The organism is Atlantibacter hermannii (assembly GCF_009907385.1).
Lineage (GTDB): Bacteria > Pseudomonadota > Gammaproteobacteria > Enterobacterales > Enterobacteriaceae > Atlantibacter > Atlantibacter hermannii_A.
In genome coordinates this window covers 22,708-42,945 of sequence record NZ_JAAATR010000064.1, presented here as the reverse complement: position 1 = coordinate 42,945, position 20,238 = coordinate 22,708, and the positions used below count along the sequence as shown (strand labels likewise).

Sequence of the window (20,238 nt, the reverse complement as noted above, 5' to 3'; positions counted from 1 at the left end):
AATGATTCAACGTGCGTTCAAGTGGCCGATGTGTAGCCCTGATGATTGTCGATAACCATAGAATAATAAATATCACTTAAGAGGCCAGAATAACACCGACAGAAGACAAATCACGATATATGTTTCGCATAATTGCGCTAAAATTTAGGTTATTGACAACCTTCGTGAAGCGCCGCCACCGGCGTGGCACTGAGTGACGCCAGTGCCGTAATAATCCCTGATAAGCTCAGGGATTTAGGTTATAATCCTCGGTTTTTGCGGGTGACTGCCCGTTTTTCACATTATTGATGCGGCATACAGCACGCCATCATTTTAAGAGGAACCCCCCATGCAACTTCCCCACTGCCCCCAGTGCCAGTCCGAATACACCTATGAAGATAACGGCATGTTCATTTGCCCGGAGTGCGCGCATGAATGGAACGCCGCTGAAGAAGCGCCGGAAGCCGACACGCTGATTGTTAAAGATGCCAATGGCAATCTGCTGGCAGATGGCGACAGCGTCACCGTGATCAAAGATCTCAAAGTCAAAGGCAGCTCTTCAATGTTGAAGATCGGCACCAAAGTCAAAGGCATTCGTCTGGTTGAAGGCGACCATAACATTGATTGCAAAATCGATGGCTTCGGCCCAATGAAGTTAAAATCGGAATTCGTTAAAAAGAACTGATGCTGGCTCTGCGCGATTATGCTGCGCAGAGTTTTTCCCTCCACTGTATTACGGAATAAAGCCGGTTATTCTCTCTCAGCGTCCCTCTGGCTGTCATAGCTATCATTTTCATATTTTCAAGGCGCTTTTATAATATATTTAAACGAATTGACGGCAATCACAAATTAAAGCTTATCGCCTTATTAATCAATTGGTTAAACATTTATCATTATTTTAATTATTCTAAAACTATGTATTTTTGGACAATACCCGAACGCATTTAAAACCTAAAGTTAATTCTTTTGACACCGATAAATATTAAATCCGTCCGAAAACCGTATCCGTTTATTAAGGGTAAGTTTATGCGTCATTCTCCTCATACAACTGATAAAGAATATATTCTTGCTGATAATGATACGTTGATGTCCACGACCGACCTGCAGAGTTATATTACTTATACTAACGACAGTTTTATTAGCGCCAGCGGTTTTAGCAGCGATGAATTAGCCCATCATCCCCATAACGTTGTACGTCATCCTGATATGCCAAAGCAGGTATTCGCCGACATGTGGCAGACGTTAAAACGCGGCGAACCCTGGACCGGGCTGGTGAAAAACCGCCGTAAGAATGGCGATTTTTATTGGGTACGCGCCAACGCGATCCCTGTCGTGCGAAATAACCAAACGTGCGGTTATATGTCGATACGTACTAAACCCCACCCCGAAGAAATTGCCCATGCCGACAGGTTGTATAAGAAAATTAACCAGGGGACATTAACCGGCTTCCGGTTTTACAGCGGATTACTGGTGCGCCGTGGCGTGGGCCGAATATTTAATCTGTTTAAAACGCTGCCGCTGCGCTGGCGTATCCGCCTGCCGCTCCTGGTGCTGCTGCCCTTTACTGCGCTGATGCTCTGGGCTCTCGCGCTACCGCTGAAGAGCGCGTTGACCGTGATGGGTTTTCAGGCTGTCTGCAGTCTGGTGATTTGCCTGTGGCTGGAAGCGCAGGTTTCCCGTCCGATGGAAAAGGTCTGCAAGCAGGCGTTACAGGTGGCGACGGGGGCCAGTCACAGTGTGGATCATATGCAGCGCGCCGACGAAATTGGCATCACGCTGCGCGCGATTAGCCAGCTTGGGCTGATGTTTCGCTGGCTGGTTAACGATGTCAGCAGCCAGGTCGTTACCGTCCGTCAGGGTAGCGACGCGCTGGCGCAGGGCAATGACGATCTCAGCGAGCGCACCCGTCAGACCGCGGTCAACGTCCAGCAAACACTTGCCACCATGAATCAGCTCGCCGCCACGGTTCAGCACAATACCGCAACCGCCAGCGCCGCCGATAAGCTTTCGCTATCAACCTGTCAGGCGGCCACCAACGGCGGCGAAGTGATGGAAACCGTCATCGCCACCATGGATCAGATTGCGCAAAGTACCTCGCAAATAAGCAGCATTACCAGCCTGATCGACAGTATCGCCTTTCAGACCAATATCCTGGCGCTCAACGCCGCCGTCGAAGCGGCCCGAGCGGGGGAACAGGGCAAAGGTTTTGCCGTTGTGGCGGGGGAAGTCCGCAGTCTCGCCAGCCGAAGCGCAACCGCCGCCAGCGACATTCGCAAGCTGATCGAGGCCAGCACCCGCAATGTAGAATCGGGTTCAGAACAGGTGCAGATGGCGGGCAAAACCATGCGGGAGATTGTGCAGCAGGTAGAAAACGTCACCAGACTGATTGCGCAAATCAGCGACGCTACGGCGCATCAGGCGCATGGCCTGACTGAACTCACCCGCGCCGTGGATGAGCTGGATAAAATCACCCAGCAAAATGCCAGCCTGGTTGAGGAAGGCGCCGGGGCGTCCGCCACCGTGAAACATCAGGCGACGCGGCTGGTGGATGCCGTGGCGGTTTTTCGCTAGTAAGCAATAGACCAGTTCTTCGGGATACCGCCAGCGGTCATGTGTTTTCTCAATGACGCTGGCTGGTATTCACCGAGCTTCCATAGCCCATCGACTGACGACTGAAACGGCAGCGCGCTGCCGCCATAGATCCGGTCAATCACCGACTGGTGGATCATCAGCGAAGCGTGCACCGGCGCAGAAAACCGCCGTGGCGCGATTTGCTGCCAGGGCGTCGGCGGAAACCAGTTACAGTGCAGCGGCCCTAAGCCGTTGCTGATAATCGGCCGCAGATCCAGCGGCAATCCCAGATCGCTCAGTACATCACGCATCCAGCGTAATGTGGTATTGGCCAGCGCGCTTTCTTCGCTCTCCTGGTCGTAGCCGCCACCGATATCTTCATGGATACCGGCAAACAACACCTGCAAAATCCGATCGCGGAAATCCCACAGTACCGGCTCAAATTCAATACGTTCTTCATCTATCGCCAGCGCCTGTAAACCGTACTTTATCCGGGAGCCTAACGCCGATGACGCGAAGCGAAACACATCGGTGCGGATATCCTCGTAACAGGTGGGAATGCCCCTTTTCCCCACGGTTTCAAACGCGGCGACCGCTTCTACAGGGACATCGGTAATCAGCTCATCGTGCTTAGGCGGCTCGCAAAAATAGCCGGGTAGATCGCCGATCACCTGCCCAAGCAACTCGCCATCCATATGAGCAGCATGGGCACGATACTGGGTCCAGACCGCCGCCGCCCGCCGCCAGGCATCGGGTTTGTTATGTTCGTTCAAACGTAAACGCGCGCTGTCCAGCAAACCGCGGCTGAGGATCATGTCAGCCAGCGCCCGCACCGTATACGCGCCGCGGCTAAATCCGATCAACCAGATCCGATCGCCTGGCTGGTAATGACGGCTGATAAAGGTATAACCCCTGACAACGGGAACGATAAGCCGGGCGCCAAACGCCCCATCCAGACTGTTCGCAAACGGATTATTCGGGTCGCCCACCCCATGAATATACTTTGCGACCTGTAAGACTTCCCCGTCGGGATCCCGCCAGGTTTTCTCCTGTTCATTGGCGAGCAGCAGGCTATGTTGATCCACCTCCCCCCGCAGCGCCACAAACAGCTGGTAAACATTGCCTGCCAGCACCGGGCTGTGTTGAACGTCAAGGTCCGGCCCGCCCCAGACCCCATCCGCACAAAAAACAATGTCTTTGCTCATCGTTGATTCCCGCTGCCAGAGGTTAATTTCGCGTCGTGTTACGTGAGGTTAATCGCCCGCATAAAATACTCCCGCAGCCTTACCCGGAAAAAGCGCACAATCCGCACCCCATAAGCTAAGAAAATAACACTACGCCTTGCACTACGACAAAAGTGTGTAGCTGAATGCGTTCACTCATAAATCGGCGGCCCGCGCTGACTAATCTTCATCCGATTGCCATTTCCTGTTAACAGAATCGTCACATTACCCGGTCAACATGAGGCCACTTTTCATGGAGACCGTGTAATGCAAAAGATTATCCGCGTCGAAAATTTGACCCGAACTTTCCATCACCATCAGGCGCTGAATGGGGTGAGTCTGGAGGTCAATCATGGCGAAATGGTTGCCCTGCTGGGGCCGTCAGGCTCCGGGAAATCTACCCTGCTGCGCCATCTCAGCGGGCTGCTGACCAGCGACAAATCCCCGGAAATTCATATCGAAATGTTGGGCCGCGCCGTTCAACGCGCAGGCCGCCTGGCCCGCGATATCCGCCAGACCCGCGCTCAGACCGGCTACATCTTCCAGCAGTTCAACCTGGTTAACCGCCTGACGGTAATGGAAAACGTGCTGATCGGCGCGCTTGGCGCGACCCCGTTCTGGCGCACCTGTTTCAGCTGGTTCAGCCGCGAGCAGAAGCAGCGCGCGTTACAGGCGCTGTCACGCGTGGGCATGGCACATCTGGCGTATCAGCGGGTTTCCACGCTGTCCGGCGGCCAGCAGCAGCGCGTGGCGATTGCCCGCGCGTTGATGCAGCAGGCCAAAGTGATTCTGGCGGATGAGCCGATTGCCTCGCTTGACCCGGAATCGGCGCGCATCGTGATGGAAATTCTGCGCGACATTAATCGCCAGGACGGGATCACCGTCGTGGTGACGCTGCATCAGGTGGATTACGCCCTGCGCTACTGCGAACGCATTGTGGCGCTGCGCCAGGGCAATGTCTTTTTCGACGGCGCCAGCAGCGCCTTCGACAGCGAACGTTCCGACCATCTCTACCGCAGTCTGAATCGCGTCGAGCAGAACGCGCAGGCCGCCTAACTTACTGAGGACTTTTCATGAATTACAAAGCGGTTGCCGCTCTGGCCTTTACCAGCATGTTCAGCGTGAGCGCCCTGTTAAGCCCGGCGCAGGCGCAGGAGCAGGAAAAGGCGATTAACTTTGGCATCATTTCGACCGAATCACAGCAAAACCTCAAGCCGCAGTGGGACCCGTTCCTCAGGGACATGGAAAAGAAACTGGGCGTAAAAGTGAATGCCTTCTTCGCACCGGATTACGCGGGCATTATCCAGGGCATGCGCTTTAACAAAGTGGATGTGGCCTGGTACGGCAACCTCTCCGCCATGGAAGCGGTGGATCGCGCCAACGGACAGGTGTTCGCCCAGACCGTGGCGGCGGACGGATCGCCGGGCTACTGGAGCGTCCTGATCGTCAACAAAGACAACCCGATCAAAGACCTCAACGATCTGCTGGCGAAGCGCAAGGATCTGACCTTCGGCAACGGCGATCCGAATTCGACGTCAGGCTTCCTGGTACCGGGCTACTACGTGTTCGCGAAGAACAACATCGCACCGACCGACTTCAAACGCACCCTGAACGCCAACCACGAAACCAACGCCCTGGCCGTCGCCAATAAGCAGGTGGATGTGGCGACCAATAACACTGAAAACCTCGATCGTCTGAAGATCACCGCGCCGGAAAAATTCAGCCAGCTGAAAGTGATCTGGAAATCGCCGCTGATCCCGAGCGATCCGATCGTCTGGCGTAAAAACCTTTCCGACGCCACCAAAGACAAGATCTACGACTTCTTCACTACCTACGGCAAAACCGCCGAAGAGCAGCAGGTGCTGAAAGGCCTCTCATGGGCGCCGTTCCGCCCGTCCAGCGACTTGCAACTGGTGCCGATCCGCCAGCTGGCGCTGTTTAAAGAAATGCAGAGCGTCAAAGCCAATAAGACCCTGAGCGAGCAGGATCGTGCGGCTAAAACCGCCGAACTCCAGGCGAAGCTCGACGATCTCGATCGTCTGAACGCGGCGCTCGGCGCGATGACCAACGTCACCACCGCCTCACAGTAATCCTCTGTCCTCGCGGGTTCGCCCGTGAGGACGCTTTACGGAGCTTTTTATGCAAACCATTACTGTTGCGCCACCAAAGCGAAGCGGGTTCACCCTGGTGAGCTGGGCCGTGCTGCTGGCTGTGCTGATTGCCTCATGGCAGGGCGCGGAAATGGCGCCGCTCAACCTGTTCCGCGATGCGGGCAATATGGCGACCTTCGGCGCTGATTTCTTCCCGCCGGACTTCAGCCAGTGGCAGCACTATTTGGGCGAAATGCTGATCACTCTGCAAATCGCCGTCTGGGGCACCGCGCTGGCGGTTTTACTCTCCATCCCGTTTGGCCTGCTGTGCGCCGATAACCTGGTTCCCTGGTGGATTTACCAGCCGATGCGAAGGGCGATGGATGCCTGCCGAGCCATCAACGAAATGGTGTTCGCCATGTTGTTCGTGGTGGCGGTGGGATTAGGGCCGTTCGCGGGCGTGCTGGCACTGTTTATCCACACCACCGGCGTGCTCTCCAAGCTGCTGTCCGAAGCGGTGGAAGCCATCGAGCCGGGTCCGGTTGAAGGGGTGCGCGCCACCGGAGCCAATAAAATCGAAGAAATTCTTTACGGCGTTTTGCCGCAGGTGATGCCGCTGCTGATTTCCTACTCCCTGTACCGCTTCGAATCCAACGTGCGTTCCGCCACGGTGGTCGGCATGGTCGGCGCGGGCGGGATTGGCGTCACGTTGTGGGAAGCGATCCGCGGGTTCCAGTTCCAGCAAACCTGCGCCCTGATGATTGTCATCATCATTACCGTCAGCCTGCTCGACTTCCTGTCGCAGCGCCTGCGTAAGCACTTCATCTGAGTTGCGAGGCTTTGATTGCTATGCACTTATCCAGACATCCGACCAGTTACCCAACCCGATATCAGGAAATTGCCGCAAAGCTTGAAGAGGAGCTGAAAAATCATTACCGCTGCGGGGACTATCTCCCGGCGGAACAGCAGCTGGCGGACCGCTTCGCGGTTAACCGCCACACCCTGCGCCGCGCCATCGACCAGCTCGTGGAGCGCGGCTGGGTGCAGCGCCGCCAGGGCGTCGGCGTGCTGGTGCTGATGCGCCCGTTCGATTACCCGCTCAACGCTCAGGCGCGCTTTAGCCAGAATCTGCTGGAACAGGGCAGCCATCCCACCAGCGAACGTCTGCTGGCGGTGCTGCGCCCGGCGTCAAATCAGGTCGCCCAGGCGCTGGACGTTCCTGAAGGTCAGAACGTGATCCACCTGCGCACCCTGCGCCGGGTCAACGGCATCGCCCTGTGCCTGATCGACCACTACTTTTCCGAGCTGGCCTGGTGGCCTGCGTTGCAGGGCTTTAGCCAGGGCTCGCTGCATGATTATCTCGACCAGCAGCTCGATATTCGCCTGCTGCGCACCCAGACGCGCATCAGCGCGCGCCGCGCCCAGGCCAAAGAGAGCAAATTGCTGGAGATCCCCAACATGGCGCCACTGCTCTGCGTGCGCACCCTTAACCATCGCAACGACGTGGCGACACCGGCGGAATACTCCGTCAGCCTGACCCGCGCCGACATGATTGAATTCACCATGGAGCACTAATGGACGCGGCACATTACACCCTCGCCCAACGCCAGCGCTGGATGGCCGTGCTGGCCCACAGCCTGCCGGAGGAACTGGCGCGCTACGTTGATACCCTGCGCATCGCGCCGCAATACCAGACGCTGCGCCCGGCGGAAACCGGCCTGGTGCAAATCCAGGGCCGCATGGGCGGCACCGGCTCGCGCTTTTATACCGGCGACGCCACCCTGACCCGCGCCGTTATCCGCCTGAACAACGGACTATGCGGCTACAGCTGGGTGCTGGGACGCAACAAGCCCCACGCCGAACGTTGCGCGGTGATCGACGCCCTGATGCAGGACCCGCAGCACTACCCGTCGCTGCTGGAAACCCTTATTGCCCCGCTGGAAGCCCACCGCGCCGCGCGCCTGCAAACGCGTGCCGGACAGGTGAACGCCAGCCGGGTCGACTTTTTCACCCTGGTGCGTGGAGATAACACATGACCTTAACCACCGCTTTCGCTACCCCGGTTCACGACGCCCAACACAGCTTTCGCCGCCTGCTTAAAGCCATGAGCGAGCCGGGCGTGATTGTGTCCCTGCATCAACTCGCCCACGGCTGGCCGCCGTTCGGCCAGGCCACCACCAGCGTGCTGCTCACCCTTGCGGATAACGATACGCCGGTATGGCTGAGCGCCAGAATGGGCAACGATATTGTCCGTCAGAATCTGCGTTTCCATACCAATGCGCCGCTCACCGACGATCTCGCCAGCGCGCTGTTCGCGGTGGCCGACGAGACGCTAACGTCCACGCAGTTGAATTTGCTGTCGCAGGGCAGCGCGGTCGCCCCGGAAACCAGCGCCACGCTGATCATGCAGGTCGCCAGCCTGAGCGGCGGGCGGATGCTGCGCCTGACCGGTGCGGGTATTCGTGAGGAGCGCATGGTCGCGCCGCAGCTGCCGGAGTGCGTGATCCACGAGCTGACCGAACGCCCGCATCCGTTCCCGCTGGGCATCGATCTGATCCTCACCTGCGGCGATCGCATGCTGGCGATCCCGCGTACCACCCACGTGGAGGTGTGCTGATGTACGTTGCGGTGAAAGGGGGCGAGAAAGCGATCGACGCCGCGCACGCCCTTCAGGAACACAAACGCCGTGGCGACAGCGAGATCCCGGAACTGAGCGTGGCGCAAATCGACGCCCAGTTGAATCTCGCCGTGGACCGCGTGATGACCGAAGGCGGCATCGCGGATCGCGAACTGGCGGCGCTGGCGCTTAAGCAGGCCAGCGGCGACAACGTGGAAGCCATTTTTCTGCTGCGCGCGTATCGCACCACGCTGCCGCGCCTGGCGGTCAGCGAACCGATTGATACTGCCGCCATGCGCCTGGAACGGCGGATTTCGGCGGTGTACAAAGATGTGCCCGGCGGACAGCTGCTCGGCCCGACCTACGACTACACCCATCGCCTGCTGGATTTCACCCTGCTGGCGAATGGCGAAGCGCCTACGCTGGCGCAGGCCGACGCCGACCAACCGCATGCGCCTCACGTGTTTAGCCTGCTGGAGGCGCAAAAGCTGGCGAAGCCTGAACAGGACAGCGGCGAGCAGCCGGATGACATCACCCGCCAGCCGCCGGTTTACCCGTGTTCCCGCGCCTCGCGGCTCCAGCAGCTGGTACGCGGCGACGAGGGCTATTTGCTGGCGCTGGCTTACTCCACCCAGCGCGGCTACGGGCGCAACCACCCGTTTGCCGGGGAAATTCGCAGCGGCTATGTTTCCGTGGAACTTGTCCCCGAAGAGCTGGGTTTTGCGGTTAACGTCGGCGAACTGCTGATGACCGAATGCGAAATGGTTAACGGCTTTATCGACCCGCCAGAGGAGTCACCGCACTTTACGCGCGGTTACGGGCTGGTGTTCGGCCAGAGCGAGCGCAAAGCCATGGCGATGGCGCTGGTGGACCGCGCGTTACAGGCCCCGGAGTACGGCGAAAACATCGCCTCTCCCGCCCAGGACGAAGAGTTTGTGCTGGCCCATGCCGATAACGTTGAAGCCGCCGGGTTTGTCTCGCATCTGAAACTGCCCCACTACGTCGATTTCCAGGCCGAACTGGAGCAGCTCAAGCGTCTGCAACGCGAACAGGAGGCCCGCCGTGACTCATCTTGCCGGTTATAACTTTGCTTATCTGGACGAGCAAACCAAGCGCATGATCCGCCGCGCGATTTTAAAAGCGGTGGCGATCCCTGGTTACCAGGTGCCGTTCGGCGGCCGTGAAATGCCGATGCCTTACGGCTGGGGAACCGGCGGGATCCAGATCACCGCCAGCATCATCGGTGAAGCCGACGTGCTGAAAGTGATCGACCAGGGCGCGGACGACACCACCAACGCCGTGTCGATCCGCAATTTCTTTAAGCGCGTCACCCATGCCGCCACCACCGAATCCACCGAAAACGCCACCCTGATCCAGACCCGCCACCGCATCCCGGAGCTGCCGCTGGTGGAGGATCAGATCCTGATTTACCAGGTGCCGATCCCGGAGCCGCTACGCTTTATCGAGCCGCGCGAAACCGAAACCCGCACCATGCACGCCCTGGAAGAGTACGGCGTGATGCAGGTGAAGCTGTACGAAGATATCGCCCGCTTCGGCCATATCGCCACCACCTATGCCTACCCGGTGAAGGTCAACGACCGCTACGTCATGGACCCGTCGCCGATCCCGAAATTCGATAACCCGAAAATGGACCAGATGCCCGCACTGCAACTGTTCGGGGCCGGGCGCGAAAAACGCATCTACGCGGTGCCGCCCTATACCCGCGTTGAAAGCCTGGACTTTGACGACCACCCGTTCAGCGTCCAGCAGTGGGACCAGCCCTGCGCCATCTGCGGTTCCCATGACAGCTATCTTGACGAAGTGGTGCTGGATGACGCGGGCAACCGCATGTTCGTCTGTTCCGATACCGATTTCTGCCGCACGGTTTGCGAGGCCAACCACCCATGACTCAACCTCTGCTTTCGGTTAATCACCTGACCCACCTGTACGCGCCGGGCAAAGGCTTTAGCGACGTTTCCTTTGATTTATGGCCTGGCGAAGTGCTGGGCATTGTCGGGGAATCCGGCTCCGGTAAAACTACCCTGCTGAAGTCGATTTCCGCGCGCCTGGCCCCGCAGGCGGGCGACGTGATGTATCAGGATCGCTCGCTGTACGGCATGAGCGAGGCCGAGCGCCGCCGCCTGCTGCGCACCGAATGGGGCGTGGTGCATCAGCATCCGATGGACGGCCTGCGCCGCCAGGTCTCCGCAGGAGGCAATATCGGCGAACGCCTGATGGCGACCGGCGCGCGTCACTACGGCGAGATCCGCGCCACCGCCGCGCGCTGGCTGGAAGAGGTCGAAATCCCCGGATCGCGCATTGACGATTTGCCCACCACGTTCTCCGGCGGGATGCAGCAGCGCCTGCAAATTGCCCGCAATCTGGTAACCCATCCCCGGCTGGTGTTTATGGATGAACCCACCGGCGGGCTGGACGTGTCGGTACAGGCGCGATTGCTCGACCTGCTGCGCGGCCTGGTGGTGGAGCTGAACCTGGCGGTGGTGATTGTCACCCACGATCTGGGCGTGGCGCGGCTGCTGGCCAATCGCCTGCTGGTGATGAAGCAGGGCCAGGTGGTGGAAAGTGGGCTAACTGACCGGGTGCTCGACGATCCGCACCATCCCTACACCCAACTGTTGGTTTCATCGGTTCTGCAAAACTAGAGGCGCGCCATGACGGTTTCATTACGGGTTGAACAAGTCAGTAAAACCTTCGTTCTTCATCATCAAAACGGCATTCGCCTGCCGGTGCTGGAAAGCGCCACCCTTGAGGTTAAGGCGGGGGAATGCGTGGTGCTGCACGGCCACTCCGGCAGCGGTAAATCCACGCTGCTGAGATCGCTGTACGCCAACTACCTGCCGGATAACGGGCATATCTGGGTGAAACATGACGAGCAGTGGCTGGATATTGTCGCCGCCCCGGCGCGGGAGGTGATGGCGGTACGGCGTAAAACCATCGGCTGGGTGAGCCAGTTCCTGCGGGTGATCCCCCGCGTGTCGGCATTAACGGTGGTGATGCAGCCGCTGCTCGATTTGGGCGTCGATCGCGAGGTGTGCCGCGCCAAAGCCGCCAGCCTGCTGACCCGTCTCAACGTGCCGGAACGTCTGTGGCATCTCGCGCCCTCGACGTTTTCCGGCGGCGAACAGCAGCGCGTCAACATCGCCCGCGGGTTTATCGTCGATTACCCGATTCTGCTGCTCGATGAGCCCACCGCCTCGCTGGACGCCAACAACAGCGCCGCCGTGGTGGCGCTGATTGAAGAGGCCAAAGCGCGCGGCGCGGCCATTGTCGGCATTTTCCATGATGACGCCATTCGCCAGCGCGTGGCTGACCGTCTGCATCCGATGGGGAACACGCATGATCATCAATAATGTAAAACTGATCCTCGAAAACGAGGTGGTAGACGGCTCCATCGATATCAACGATGGGGTAATTACCAGCTATGCCGACAGCCACAGCCGCCTGCCGGGCGCGCTGGACGGCGAAGGCGGCTGGCTGCTGCCGGGGCTCATTGAACTGCATACCGACAATCTGGATAAATTCTTCACCCCGCGCCCGAAAGTGGACTGGCCGGCCCACTCCGCCATGAGCAGCCACGACGCGCTGATGGTGGCGAGCGGCATCACCACGGTGCTGGATGCGGTGGCGCTGGGCGACGTGCGCGACGGCGGCGATCGGCTGGAGAATCTGGAAAAGATGATCAACGCGGTGGAGCACAGCCAGCGGCGCGGGGTCAACCGCGCCGAGCATCGCCTGCATCTGCGCTGCGAGCTGCCGCATCACACCACGCTGCCGCTGTTTGAACAGCTGATGCACCGCGAACCGGTGACCCTGGTGTCGCTGATGGACCATTCGCCGGGCCAGCGTCAGTTCGCCAACCGGGAAAAATATCGCGAATACTATCAGGGCAAATATCAGCTCAATGACCACGACATGGCGCGCTACGAAGAGGAGCAACTGGCGCTGGCCGAGCGCTGGTCGCAGCCGAACCGGGAAGCCATCGCCGCCCACTGTCGGGCGCGCAATATCGCGCTGGCGAGCCATGACGACGCCACGGCGGCGCACGTGCTGGAATCCCACCAGCTTGGCAGCGTGATTGCCGAATTCCCGACCACATTCGATGCAGCGCAGGCGTCGCGCCAGCACGGGATGAGCGTGCTGATGGGCGCGCCGAACATCGTGCGCGGCGGCTCGCATTCCGGCAACGTGGCGGCCCACTCGCTGGCCCAGGCCGGGCTGCTGGATATTCTTTCTTCCGACTATTATCCGGCGAGCCTGCTGGACGCGGCGTTTCGCGTGGCGCTGGACGAGGGCAACGCCTTTACCCTGCCCCAGGCGATCCATCTGGTGACGCGCAATCCGGCGCGGGCGCTGAACCTCGACGATCGCGGCGTGATTGGCGAGGGCAAACGCGCCGATCTGGTGCTGGCGCACTGGCACGGCGAGCATGTCCATATCGGCAACGTCTGGCGTCAGGGAAAACAGGTGTTCTGATGGGGCGCATCATCTGGTTAATGGGAGCGTCCGGGTCCGGAAAGGACAGTTTGTTAAACGCCCTGCGCGAGCGGGAGCGCCCTACGCTGCTGGTGGCGCATCGCTACATCACCCGCCCGTTTAACGCCGGCAACGAAAACCATATCGCGCTGAGCGAAAGCGAGTTCTTACAGCGCGAGGCTCAGGGGCTGTTTGCCCTGAGCTGGCAGGCCAACGGCCATTACTACGGTATCGGCCAGGAGATCGATCTGTGGCTGGACGCCGGATTCAACGTGGTGGTGAACGGCTCGCGCGCGCATCTGCAACAGGCGCAAGCGCGCTACCGGGAGCGGTTGCTGGCGGTGTGCCTGCACGTTTCCCGTGATGTCTTGCAGGCGCGTTTACAGGCGCGGGGGCGGGAATCCGCTACGCAAATCGCCGCCCGGCTGGCGCGCGCGGCGCAGTACGCCAGCCTGCCGCCCGGTTGCCGGGCGCTGAATAATGACGGAAGTCTGCTACAGTCAGTCGAGACCTTATTAACGCTGGTCGATGAGCACCAACAGCCACGGGAGCCGCAACATGCTTTATGACATTCAGCGCGCCGATATCACCCACAGCGACGCCATCTACGCGCTGGTTTGCGAACTGAAACAGGCTACGTTTGACCGCGACGCGTTCGACGTTGGCCTTGCTGCGAATCTGCGCGACGCCAACTACCACCTGGCGCTGGCCTGGCTCGACGGCAAACCGGTGGGGCTGATTAGCCTCCATCTGCAATTCCATCTCCATCACGCCAACTGGATTGGCGAGATCCAGGAACTGGTGGTGATGCCGGAAGCGCGCAGCGCGGGCGTGGGCAAAGGTTTGTTGAGCTGGGCGCAGACAGTGGCGCAGCAGCACGGCGCGGAAATGACCGAGCTTTCCACCAACGTGAAACGCATCGATGCCCACCGCTTTTATCGTCGTGAAGGCTATGAGCCAAGCCACGTCCGGTTCACCAAACCGCTGTAAGGAGCCGCGATGACCTTAACGCTGACCCTCACCGGCACCGGCGGCGCGCAGTTGGTCCCGGCGTTTGGCTGTACCTGCAAAGCCTGTGAGCGGGCGCGCCGTGACGAGGCTTTTCGCCGCCGACCCTGTAGCGCGGTGATTAACTGCAACGATGCCATTACGCTGCTGGATGCGGGCATTCCCGATCTGATGGACTACTGGCCCGCCGGAAGTTTTCACCAGTTTCTGCTCACCCATTACCATATGGACCATGTACAGGGGCTTTTCCCGCTGCGCTGGGGCGTGGGCGACAACATCGCGGTCTACGGTCCGCCGGATGAACAGGGTTGCGACGATCTGTTTAAACATCCGGGGCTGCTCGATTTCAGCCACACCGTGGAGCCGTTCGTGGTGTTTAGCCTGCAGGGGTTACAGGTGACGCCGCTGCCGCTCAACCATTCAAAACTGACGTTCGGCTATCTGCTGGAAACCGCCCACAGCCGCGTGGCCTGGCTGTGCGACACCGCCGGGCTGCCGGAGAAAACGCTGAAGTTTTTGCAGGCGGGGCCGCCTGACGTGATGGTGATCGATTGCAGCCACGCGCCGCGCGACCAGACGCCGGCCAATCACTGCGATTTAAATACGGTAGTGGCATTGAATGAGGTGATAAAAAGCCCGCGCGTGGTGCTGACCCATATCAGCCACCAGTTTGATGCATGGATGATGGAAAACCCGCTGCCGGAAGGGATTGAAGCGGGCGTTGACGGGCAGGAAATTACCCTCGCTTAGCGGTCGTATTCATCGTCCAGCCGCCGCTCTTCCTCTTCCAGTTGCTGGCGCTCGCGGTCCAGCTGACGCTGACGCTCATCTAACTGACGGTGCCGATCCTCAAGCTGCCTGCGTCGGTCATTATACTGGCGGCGCTGGTCGTCGGAACGTTGCCAGTCACGGTCGTCACGCCGGTCATCGCGTCGATCGTCATTTTGAGAATACGCGTCGTCAATGGCGCGGGTAATAGACGTCACGGTATCGTCAATCACATCGGCGCGCGCCGGTTGCGCAGTCATCATTAACGCGCCGAGCGTCAGGAAAAGCGGCAAAGTTTTCATCAGGCAGCCCTCGAAAAGACAGAGGGTTACTTTGCAAAGGCTGCGGATGTTAGAGAAGAAGAGAATTCTCAAAGCGGCAGGGGTGGTGCCTGTGTAATGAATTCGAAATGGCTTTTAAGCTCGCTTAAGCTCTTCCAGAAGTTCGGGGTGCTTATCCAGAGCCTTAAATAACAATACCAGTGGACGCGGAGGCGCTACGCGGCCAGTTTCATAACGGCTAAAGGCGTTAGCGCCGCCGCCAAAAATTTCTGCAGCCTGGCGCTGGTCTAGTTTAAGGCGCTTACGCACCTTCGCGATAAAGGCCGGATCGACCTCTTCAGCATTGACCCGTCGGTTAAATTCCAGCATGGCTGCAAAATATTCTTCGCCTTCGCCATCCCCAAAAATGACTTCTCCGCACCGATCGCAAAATTGCCCTTTAACGGCATGAAAGACCGTTTTTCGACCTTTATACTCATATTGCATATCGCGTGCTTCATGTATCAGTTCTGCGCCACCGCAAACAGGGCATTTCATATTCATAACTCCTTAAATGACACGATCAGTACGCCGTCAGTCACAATGAATTTCATATAAATCCGTTGGCCCTTGTAGAGGGGTCGATACACTTCATGCCAGCACGTAGAGTCATGATAAGCGGTCATGCTTTTATAAAAGTCAGCGGGTTCCAGCGCCAGAATGACATTAAATATTTCCTGCTTAGAACCAAATCCCATTTGCGCTGCGCCAATCAAGGCTGTATTTGTTACTGCCGCCAGGCCAGCCCGAACCATCGTTTTGACAATAGGTAATCGGGTATGCGGCGTTCTCTTTTCCATAAGGATTAACCTAAATGCAAAATTATGCAAGTAGGTTAATTGGGCTTTATCAATGCGTAAAGCAGGCCCGATAAACTCAGATTTGCGCCCGCCGCAGCGCCTGCGCCAGTTGAAGCTGAGTAAAGGGTTTACGCAGCAGCTCCACGTCCGGCTGCGCTGCCGGGTCCTGCGCGGTGCGTAGGTCCTGCCCGCTGATCAGCAGCCGGGCGATATGCGGATGATTGATAGCCGCGTAGTGCAGCACTTCCGCACCGCTGACCCCGCCGGGTAGCATCAGGTCGCTAATCAGAATGTCGATTTCTTCAACGCTATCCAGCAGAGCGATAGCCTCTTCCACGGTCCTGGCTTCGAGGGTGATATAGCCCAACTGATGCAGTTGCTCGCACAGCGTCTGGCGCACATCGGCTTCATCTTCCAGCAGCAGCACCAGTTCGTCCTGTGATGCCAGATCGGGGATATCCACCGGCAGCGCCAGCTCGCTGGCCGCCTGCGGCGCGCGCGGTAATTGCAGGCGCACTGTGGTGCCCTGGCCGGGAGCGCTGTCGATTTGCACGCGCCCGCCGGACTGGCGCACAAAGCCATACACCATCGACAGGCCGAGGCCGCTGCCTTCGCCGGTTTGTTTGGTGGTAAAAAACGGCTCGAATACGTGGGCTTTAACGTCATCCGACATCCCACAGCCGCTGTCGATCACCTCCAGGGTGACCATATCGTGCCGCCGCCCGTCGCCACGAGTCACACGCTGGTTCCAGCTACGCAGTTTTATCACGCCGCTGCGCCCTTCCATGGCGTCACGGGCGTTCATCACCAGGTTAATGATGGCGTTTTCCAACTGGTTGACGTCAATCCACGCGGGCCAGGCAGGTTGCTGCGCTTCCAGCTCCAGCGTCAGGGTCGCAGGCAGCGAATGGCGCATCAGCTCCACCAGGTTTTCCAGCAGCGCCTTGAGCTGTACGGCGCGCGGGTTCAGAGACTGCTTACGCGAAAACGCCAGCAGGCGCTGGGTAAGCTGCGCCCCGCGCTCGGCGGCCTTCAGCGCCCGGGCAATGCGCGGCGCGTCCGGCGTACCGGGTGCAGTCAGTTCCAGGCTGCCGATAATCACTGCCAGCAGGTTATTAAAATCATGGGCCAGTCCCCCGGTCAGCTGACCGACGGCGTTCATTTTCTGACCATGCACCAGCGCCTCTTCCAGACCTTTCCGCTCGGTGCGGTCCAGTACCACGTTGACCATGCCGCGCCCCGGCACCGGGCTAAAGCGCAGCTCAATGGTGCGGTTATCCGCGAGCCGCAGCTCCTGGGGATGGGGCAGCGGCAGGGCAAGGTTTTCCTGAATATGGGCGTCCTGCGGCGCGACCTGGCGCAACAGCTGGAGATAATGCTGGCCGCGCTGCACCCCTTCCGCATCCAGACCCAGCAGCAGCGGGTATTGCGGGTTCCACACCACCAGTTCGCCGTGGCTGTCGAACAGGGCAAAACCGTCGCGCATGGCATGAAAAGTGGTTTCCAGCTGGGTGCTTTTTTCCTTCAACAGCCGGGAGGTGTGTTCCAGCGACGCGGTATTGCGGGCAAACACGTTAAACGCGCGGGCCAGTTCGCCCAACTCGTCGCGCCGCTGCTGCGCCGGGACGGTGACATCCCGCTCGCCGCGCGCCAGCCGCGCCATCGCCGTGGAGATCGCCGTCAGGTTCGAGCCGAGATTGCGGTAGATATACCACCCGGCAAACCCGGTGATAATCAGCGCCAGCGCGGCAAACACGGCGATAAACAGGATCATCGAGCGCAGCTCTTTATGGCTGGCGGCGGTGCGCAGCGCCGACTCCTGGGCCACGCGTTTCACATACTGATTGATATCGGTGTTGAGAAACGCCACCAGCGCTTTGATGTGGTACATCGACCAGCTAATCGCGAGATCGCTCTCTTCCAGCGCGGCGGAGAGCGAATCAAGCTGGCCCAGTTGTCGGGTAAAATCCTGATAGATACCGTTAACCAGCGGATCGCTGAGCTGGCCGGGCAACGCCTGTACCACCGCGTCGATTTGCTCCACCGTCGGGCGCGGCGACGGGGTCTGGATTGCCGCGTCGATCAGGCGATCCATTTCGATCAGCAGCGCTGGCGCAGGCAACGTTTCCCCGGTGCGCTGATTAAGCGTCTGAATGTGGTGGAGATAACTTTGGTTTTGATACAGGGCGCTCAGCAGCGCGTTGCGCTCAAGATGGCGGCGATGGCCGCGCTCCAGCATTTGGGTCACGCTTTGCTGCAACTGGATGCTGCGGGAAATAATATTGCTGACCAGTTCCGGCTCCAGGGCCGCCAGCGGCGCCATTGACAGCAAATGCAATGAGCGCTGTAGCTCAAGCTGCGTCTGTTTTAATCGCTCCGCTTCACTCTGGTATTCCAACGCGCCGACCACCTGGCTGAGCCGCACCGCCGCCGTAGCCACGTTGGCGGTATCGCGCGCCAGCGCCATGCTGCCGGTCATGTCGCTGAGCGTCTGCTTCTGCACCTGTTCCTGCAACACGCTGGCGTGACGAAAGCCGACAATCGCCACCACGCTCACCATCAGCGTGACCGCCACCACCAGCAGATTAAAAAACAGTAACCGCCCGCGTGCGCTGGTCAGAAATCGGCTGGCTGGCTGTGTCATAACCCACTCCACTGGCGAAAACAAAACAGTAGCGCCTCGCGGTGCTTCCCGGCACGGTTGCGTTGCGGGAATGTGATCAATGTTAACTATTCGACAATATGACAAATATGAATGGGTTTTGACATCATGTATTTACCCGGTAGTGGTCAAGTGATGGCACCTGACCCCTAATGGAGTGCGCCATGAACGCAACGCCTGTACTGGAGATGCGCGATATCGCCAAAGCGTTTGGTAAGTTTTACGCGCTTAAAGGCGTCAGCCTGACGGTCTATCCCGGTGAGATCCACGCGCTGATGGGCGAAAACGGCGCCGGGAAAAGCACCCTGATGAAAATCCTCGCCGGCGCGTATACCGCTACCAGCGGCGAGATCCTGATCGACGGGCAGCCTTACAGCATCAGAAGCCCGAAAGACGCGCTACAGGCGGGCATCACGCTGATTTATCAGGAGATGCAGCTCGCACCCAATTTAACCGTCGCCGAAAATATTTTCCTCGGCAGCGAAATTTCCAGCGCCGGGCTGGTGAACCGCAAAGAGATGGTCACCCAGGCTCAGAGGGTCATTGACCGGCTGGGCGCACAGTTCCGCGCTACCGACCGGGTGATGCGTCTGACCATCGCCGAGCAGCAGCAGGTCGAAATTGCCCGCGCGCTGCATCGTAATAGCCGCATTCTGGTGATGGACGAACCCACCGCAGCCCTTTCATCCCGCGAAACCCATCGCCTGTTCGAGCTGATTATGCGGCTGCGCAACGAAGGCATGGCGATTATCTATATCAGCCACCGCATGGCGGAAGTGTATGAGCTATCCGACCGGGTCAGCGTGCTGCGCGACGGCCAGTACGTCGGCAGCCTGGAGCGCGACCAGCTGAATGCGCAGGAACTGGTGCGCATGATGGTGGGCCGCCCGCTGAGCGATCTGTTTAATAAAGAGCGCGATATCCCGCGCGGCGAGGTCCGGCTGGCGGTACATCACCTGACCGACGGCGAAAAAATCCAGCCGGTTAGCCTGCAAGTGCGCGCCGGTGAAGTGGTGGCGCTGGCGGGCCTGGTCGGGGCGGGCCGTTCCGAACTGGCGCAGCTGATTTTCGGGGTGCGCAAAGCCACCGGCGGCAGCATTGAAATTGATGGCAACCCGGCGGCGATCCACTCGCCGCGCGACGCCATCGACCGCGGCATCGGCTTTTTAACCGAGAACCGTAAAGAGCAAGGGCTGTTTCTCGAAATGGCCGCCCAGGAAAATATCACCATGGCGACGCTGGAGCGCGACGCCAATTACGGGCTGCTTAACCGCAAGAAAGCCCAGTCGATATCCGATGACGCGATCTCCACGCTCAATATTCGCGTGCCTCACGCTCAGGTACGGGCGGGCGGCTTGTCCGGCGGCAACCAGCAAAAACTGCTGATTTCCCGCTGGGTCGCCATCGGCCCACGCATTCTGATCCTCGATGAACCGACGCGCGGCGTGGACGTCGGCGCGAAAAGCGAGATTTACCGCATCATGAACCAGATGGCGCGCCAGGGTGTGGCGATCCTGATGATTTCCAGCGAATTGCCGGAAGTCGTCGGGATGAGCGATCGGGTGTATGTGATGCGCGAAGGCAGTATCGCCGGAGAGTTGAACGGGCCCGACATCACGCAGGAAAACATCATGACGCTGGCCACCGGCGTTGACGATTCGCATCACAAGGCGGTGCGCAATGACTAACTCTTCCCAAAAGGGCCC

22 protein-coding genes are annotated in these 20,238 nt (G+C 59.2%); 17 read left to right on the top strand and 5 right to left on the bottom strand.

From position 1 onward, the window contains the following. Positions 1-328 precede the first annotated feature (328 nt). Positions 329-664 carry a zinc ribbon domain-containing protein YjdM gene (locus GV764_RS16430; RefSeq protein ID WP_161661068.1) on the top strand — a complete coding sequence of 112 codons (336 nt, stop codon included), beginning with the start codon at positions 329-331 and terminating at the stop codon, positions 662-664. A 341-nt stretch (positions 665-1,005) separates the two neighbouring features. Then, positions 1,006-2,550: a methyl-accepting chemotaxis protein gene (locus GV764_RS16425; RefSeq protein WP_161661067.1), complete on the top strand. Its 1,545-nt coding sequence runs from the start codon at positions 1,006-1,008 to the stop codon at positions 2,548-2,550. Here the strand turns inward: GV764_RS16425 and GV764_RS16420 are convergent. Then, positions 2,547-3,755: a phospholipase effector Tle1 domain-containing protein gene (locus tag GV764_RS16420; RefSeq protein WP_161661066.1), complete on the bottom strand. Its 1,209-nt coding sequence runs from the start codon at positions 3,753-3,755 to the stop codon at positions 2,547-2,549. The two genes, GV764_RS16425 and GV764_RS16420, sit on opposite strands and share 4 nt — an antisense overlap. Positions 3,756-4,040: 285 nt before the next feature. Here GV764_RS16420 and phnC point away from each other — a divergent pair, with 285 nt between their 5' ends. From phnC to phnP, 14 genes are read left to right on the top strand one after another with little or no spacing between them, the layout of a single operon-like run. Beyond that, positions 4,041-4,829, top strand: a complete 789-nt coding sequence (phnC, locus tag GV764_RS16415; RefSeq protein WP_161661065.1) for a phosphonate ABC transporter ATP-binding protein — start codon at positions 4,041-4,043, stop codon at positions 4,827-4,829. 17 nt (positions 4,830-4,846) lie between these two features. Further along, positions 4,847-5,863 (top strand): phosphonate ABC transporter substrate-binding protein, encoded by a 1,017-nt coding sequence (gene phnD, locus GV764_RS16410; RefSeq protein ID WP_161661064.1) that lies wholly within the window; start codon positions 4,847-4,849, stop codon positions 5,861-5,863. 49 nt (positions 5,864-5,912) lie between these two features. Then, complete coding sequence (gene phnE / locus GV764_RS16405; protein ID WP_161661063.1) at positions 5,913-6,692, top strand: phosphonate ABC transporter, permease protein PhnE; 780 nt, start codon at positions 5,913-5,915, stop codon at positions 6,690-6,692. 20 nt (positions 6,693-6,712) lie between these two features. Then, on the top strand, positions 6,713-7,438 hold the full coding sequence (phnF, locus tag GV764_RS16400; protein ID WP_161661062.1) for a phosphonate metabolism transcriptional regulator PhnF: 726 nt from the start codon (positions 6,713-6,715) through the stop codon (positions 7,436-7,438). After that, a complete protein-coding gene (gene phnG, locus GV764_RS16395) occupies positions 7,438-7,899 on the top strand; it encodes a phosphonate C-P lyase system protein PhnG (RefSeq protein WP_161661061.1) in 462 nt (153 codons plus the stop codon). The genes phnF and phnG overlap by 1 nt, the downstream gene beginning before the upstream one ends. Beyond that, positions 7,896-8,480: a phosphonate C-P lyase system protein PhnH gene (gene phnH, locus GV764_RS16390; RefSeq protein ID WP_161661060.1), complete on the top strand. Its 585-nt coding sequence runs from the start codon at positions 7,896-7,898 to the stop codon at positions 8,478-8,480. The genes phnG and phnH overlap by 4 nt, the downstream gene beginning before the upstream one ends. Beyond that, positions 8,480-9,565 (top strand): carbon-phosphorus lyase complex subunit PhnI, encoded by a 1,086-nt coding sequence (locus GV764_RS16385; protein WP_161661059.1) that lies wholly within the window; start codon positions 8,480-8,482, stop codon positions 9,563-9,565. The genes phnH and GV764_RS16385 overlap by 1 nt, the downstream gene beginning before the upstream one ends. Beyond that, a complete protein-coding gene (locus GV764_RS16380) occupies positions 9,543-10,388 on the top strand; it encodes an alpha-D-ribose 1-methylphosphonate 5-phosphate C-P-lyase PhnJ (RefSeq protein ID WP_161661058.1) in 846 nt (281 codons plus the stop codon). Before GV764_RS16385 ends, GV764_RS16380 begins: the two co-directional genes overlap by 23 nt. Continuing rightward, entirely contained in the window at positions 10,385-11,143 is a 759-nt protein-coding gene (phnK, locus tag GV764_RS16375; protein ID WP_125294697.1) for a phosphonate C-P lyase system protein PhnK, read from the top strand. Before GV764_RS16380 ends, phnK begins: the two co-directional genes overlap by 4 nt. Positions 11,144-11,152: 9 nt before the next feature. Continuing rightward, positions 11,153-11,851, top strand: a complete 699-nt coding sequence (gene phnL, locus GV764_RS16370; RefSeq protein WP_161661057.1) for a phosphonate C-P lyase system protein PhnL — start codon at positions 11,153-11,155, stop codon at positions 11,849-11,851. Next, on the top strand, positions 11,838-12,974 hold the full coding sequence (gene phnM / locus GV764_RS16365) for an alpha-D-ribose 1-methylphosphonate 5-triphosphate diphosphatase (RefSeq protein ID WP_161661056.1): 1,137 nt from the start codon (positions 11,838-11,840) through the stop codon (positions 12,972-12,974). The genes phnL and phnM overlap by 14 nt, the downstream gene beginning before the upstream one ends. Continuing rightward, entirely contained in the window at positions 12,974-13,543 is a 570-nt protein-coding gene (gene phnN / locus GV764_RS16360; protein WP_161661055.1) for a ribose 1,5-bisphosphokinase, read from the top strand. The genes phnM and phnN overlap by 1 nt, the downstream gene beginning before the upstream one ends. Beyond that, the gene (gene phnO, locus GV764_RS16355) at positions 13,533-13,964 is read left to right on the top strand and encodes an aminoalkylphosphonate N-acetyltransferase (protein ID WP_161661054.1); all 432 of its coding nucleotides are present in this window, start codon (positions 13,533-13,535) and stop codon (positions 13,962-13,964) included. Before phnN ends, phnO begins: the two co-directional genes overlap by 11 nt. Before the next feature lie 9 nt (positions 13,965-13,973). Beyond that, complete coding sequence (phnP, locus tag GV764_RS16350; RefSeq protein WP_161661053.1) at positions 13,974-14,732, top strand: phosphonate metabolism protein PhnP; 759 nt, start codon at positions 13,974-13,976, stop codon at positions 14,730-14,732. Here the strand turns inward: phnP and yjdP are convergent. From yjdP to GV764_RS16330, 4 genes are all read right to left on the bottom strand, one after another. Then, complete coding sequence (yjdP, locus tag GV764_RS16345) at positions 14,729-15,052, bottom strand: DDRRRQL repeat protein YjdP (protein WP_161661052.1); 324 nt, start codon at positions 15,050-15,052, stop codon at positions 14,729-14,731. The two genes, phnP and yjdP, sit on opposite strands and share 4 nt — an antisense overlap. Before the next feature lie 114 nt (positions 15,053-15,166). Then, on the bottom strand, positions 15,167-15,568 hold the full coding sequence (locus tag GV764_RS16340; protein WP_161661051.1) for a type II TA system antitoxin MqsA family protein: 402 nt from the start codon (positions 15,566-15,568) through the stop codon (positions 15,167-15,169). A gap of 2 nt (positions 15,569-15,570) precedes the next feature. Beyond that, complete coding sequence (locus tag GV764_RS16335) at positions 15,571-15,870, bottom strand: type II toxin-antitoxin system MqsR family toxin (protein WP_161661050.1); 300 nt, start codon at positions 15,868-15,870, stop codon at positions 15,571-15,573. A gap of 76 nt (positions 15,871-15,946) precedes the next feature. After that, entirely contained in the window at positions 15,947-18,514 is a 2,568-nt protein-coding gene (locus GV764_RS16330; protein WP_161661049.1) for an ATP-binding protein, read from the bottom strand. A gap of 182 nt (positions 18,515-18,696) precedes the next feature. On the opposite strand from GV764_RS16330, the gene GV764_RS16325 reads away from it, so the two are divergent. Beyond that, positions 18,697-20,220 (top strand): sugar ABC transporter ATP-binding protein, encoded by a 1,524-nt coding sequence (locus GV764_RS16325; RefSeq protein ID WP_161661048.1) that lies wholly within the window; start codon positions 18,697-18,699, stop codon positions 20,218-20,220. Positions 20,221-20,238: the final 18 nt, after the last annotated feature.

Excerpts from the sequence above, each read along its gene's own strand:
- phnL (WP_161661057.1), top strand. The coding sequence starts at position 11,153 with ATGACGGTTTCATTACGGGTTGAACAAGTCAGTAAAACCTTCGTTCTT.
- GV764_RS16430 (WP_161661068.1), top strand. The coding sequence starts at position 329 with ATGCAACTTCCCCACTGCCCCCAGTGCCAGTCCGAATACACCTATGAA.
- GV764_RS16335 (WP_161661050.1), bottom strand. The coding sequence starts at position 15,870 with ATGGAAAAGAGAACGCCGCATACCCGATTACCTATTGTCAAAACGATG.
- GV764_RS16330 (WP_161661049.1), bottom strand. The coding sequence starts at position 18,514 with ATGACACAGCCAGCCAGCCGATTTCTGACCAGCGCACGCGGGCGGTTA.
- GV764_RS16420 (WP_161661066.1), bottom strand. The coding sequence starts at position 3,755 with ATGAGCAAAGACATTGTTTTTTGTGCGGATGGGGTCTGGGGCGGGCCG.
- phnD (WP_161661064.1), top strand. The coding sequence starts at position 4,847 with ATGAATTACAAAGCGGTTGCCGCTCTGGCCTTTACCAGCATGTTCAGC.
- phnN (WP_161661055.1), top strand. The coding sequence starts at position 12,974 with ATGGGGCGCATCATCTGGTTAATGGGAGCGTCCGGGTCCGGAAAGGAC.
- phnP (WP_161661053.1), top strand. The coding sequence starts at position 13,974 with ATGACCTTAACGCTGACCCTCACCGGCACCGGCGGCGCGCAGTTGGTC.
- phnG (WP_161661061.1), top strand. The coding sequence starts at position 7,438 with ATGGACGCGGCACATTACACCCTCGCCCAACGCCAGCGCTGGATGGCC.
- yjdP (WP_161661052.1), bottom strand. The coding sequence starts at position 15,052 with ATGAAAACTTTGCCGCTTTTCCTGACGCTCGGCGCGTTAATGATGACT.
- phnF (WP_161661062.1), top strand. The coding sequence starts at position 6,713 with ATGCACTTATCCAGACATCCGACCAGTTACCCAACCCGATATCAGGAA.
- GV764_RS16425 (WP_161661067.1), top strand. The coding sequence starts at position 1,006 with ATGCGTCATTCTCCTCATACAACTGATAAAGAATATATTCTTGCTGAT.
- phnO (WP_161661054.1), top strand. The coding sequence starts at position 13,533 with ATGCTTTATGACATTCAGCGCGCCGATATCACCCACAGCGACGCCATC.
- phnH (WP_161661060.1), top strand. The coding sequence starts at position 7,896 with ATGACCTTAACCACCGCTTTCGCTACCCCGGTTCACGACGCCCAACAC.
- GV764_RS16385 (WP_161661059.1), top strand. The coding sequence starts at position 8,480 with ATGTACGTTGCGGTGAAAGGGGGCGAGAAAGCGATCGACGCCGCGCAC.
- phnK (WP_125294697.1), top strand. The coding sequence starts at position 10,385 with ATGACTCAACCTCTGCTTTCGGTTAATCACCTGACCCACCTGTACGCG.
- phnE (WP_161661063.1), top strand. The coding sequence starts at position 5,913 with ATGCAAACCATTACTGTTGCGCCACCAAAGCGAAGCGGGTTCACCCTG.
- GV764_RS16325 (WP_161661048.1), top strand. The coding sequence starts at position 18,697 with ATGAACGCAACGCCTGTACTGGAGATGCGCGATATCGCCAAAGCGTTT.
- GV764_RS16340 (WP_161661051.1), bottom strand. The coding sequence starts at position 15,568 with ATGAAATGCCCTGTTTGCGGTGGCGCAGAACTGATACATGAAGCACGC.
- phnC (WP_161661065.1), top strand. The coding sequence starts at position 4,041 with ATGCAAAAGATTATCCGCGTCGAAAATTTGACCCGAACTTTCCATCAC.
- phnM (WP_161661056.1), top strand. The coding sequence starts at position 11,838 with ATGATCATCAATAATGTAAAACTGATCCTCGAAAACGAGGTGGTAGAC.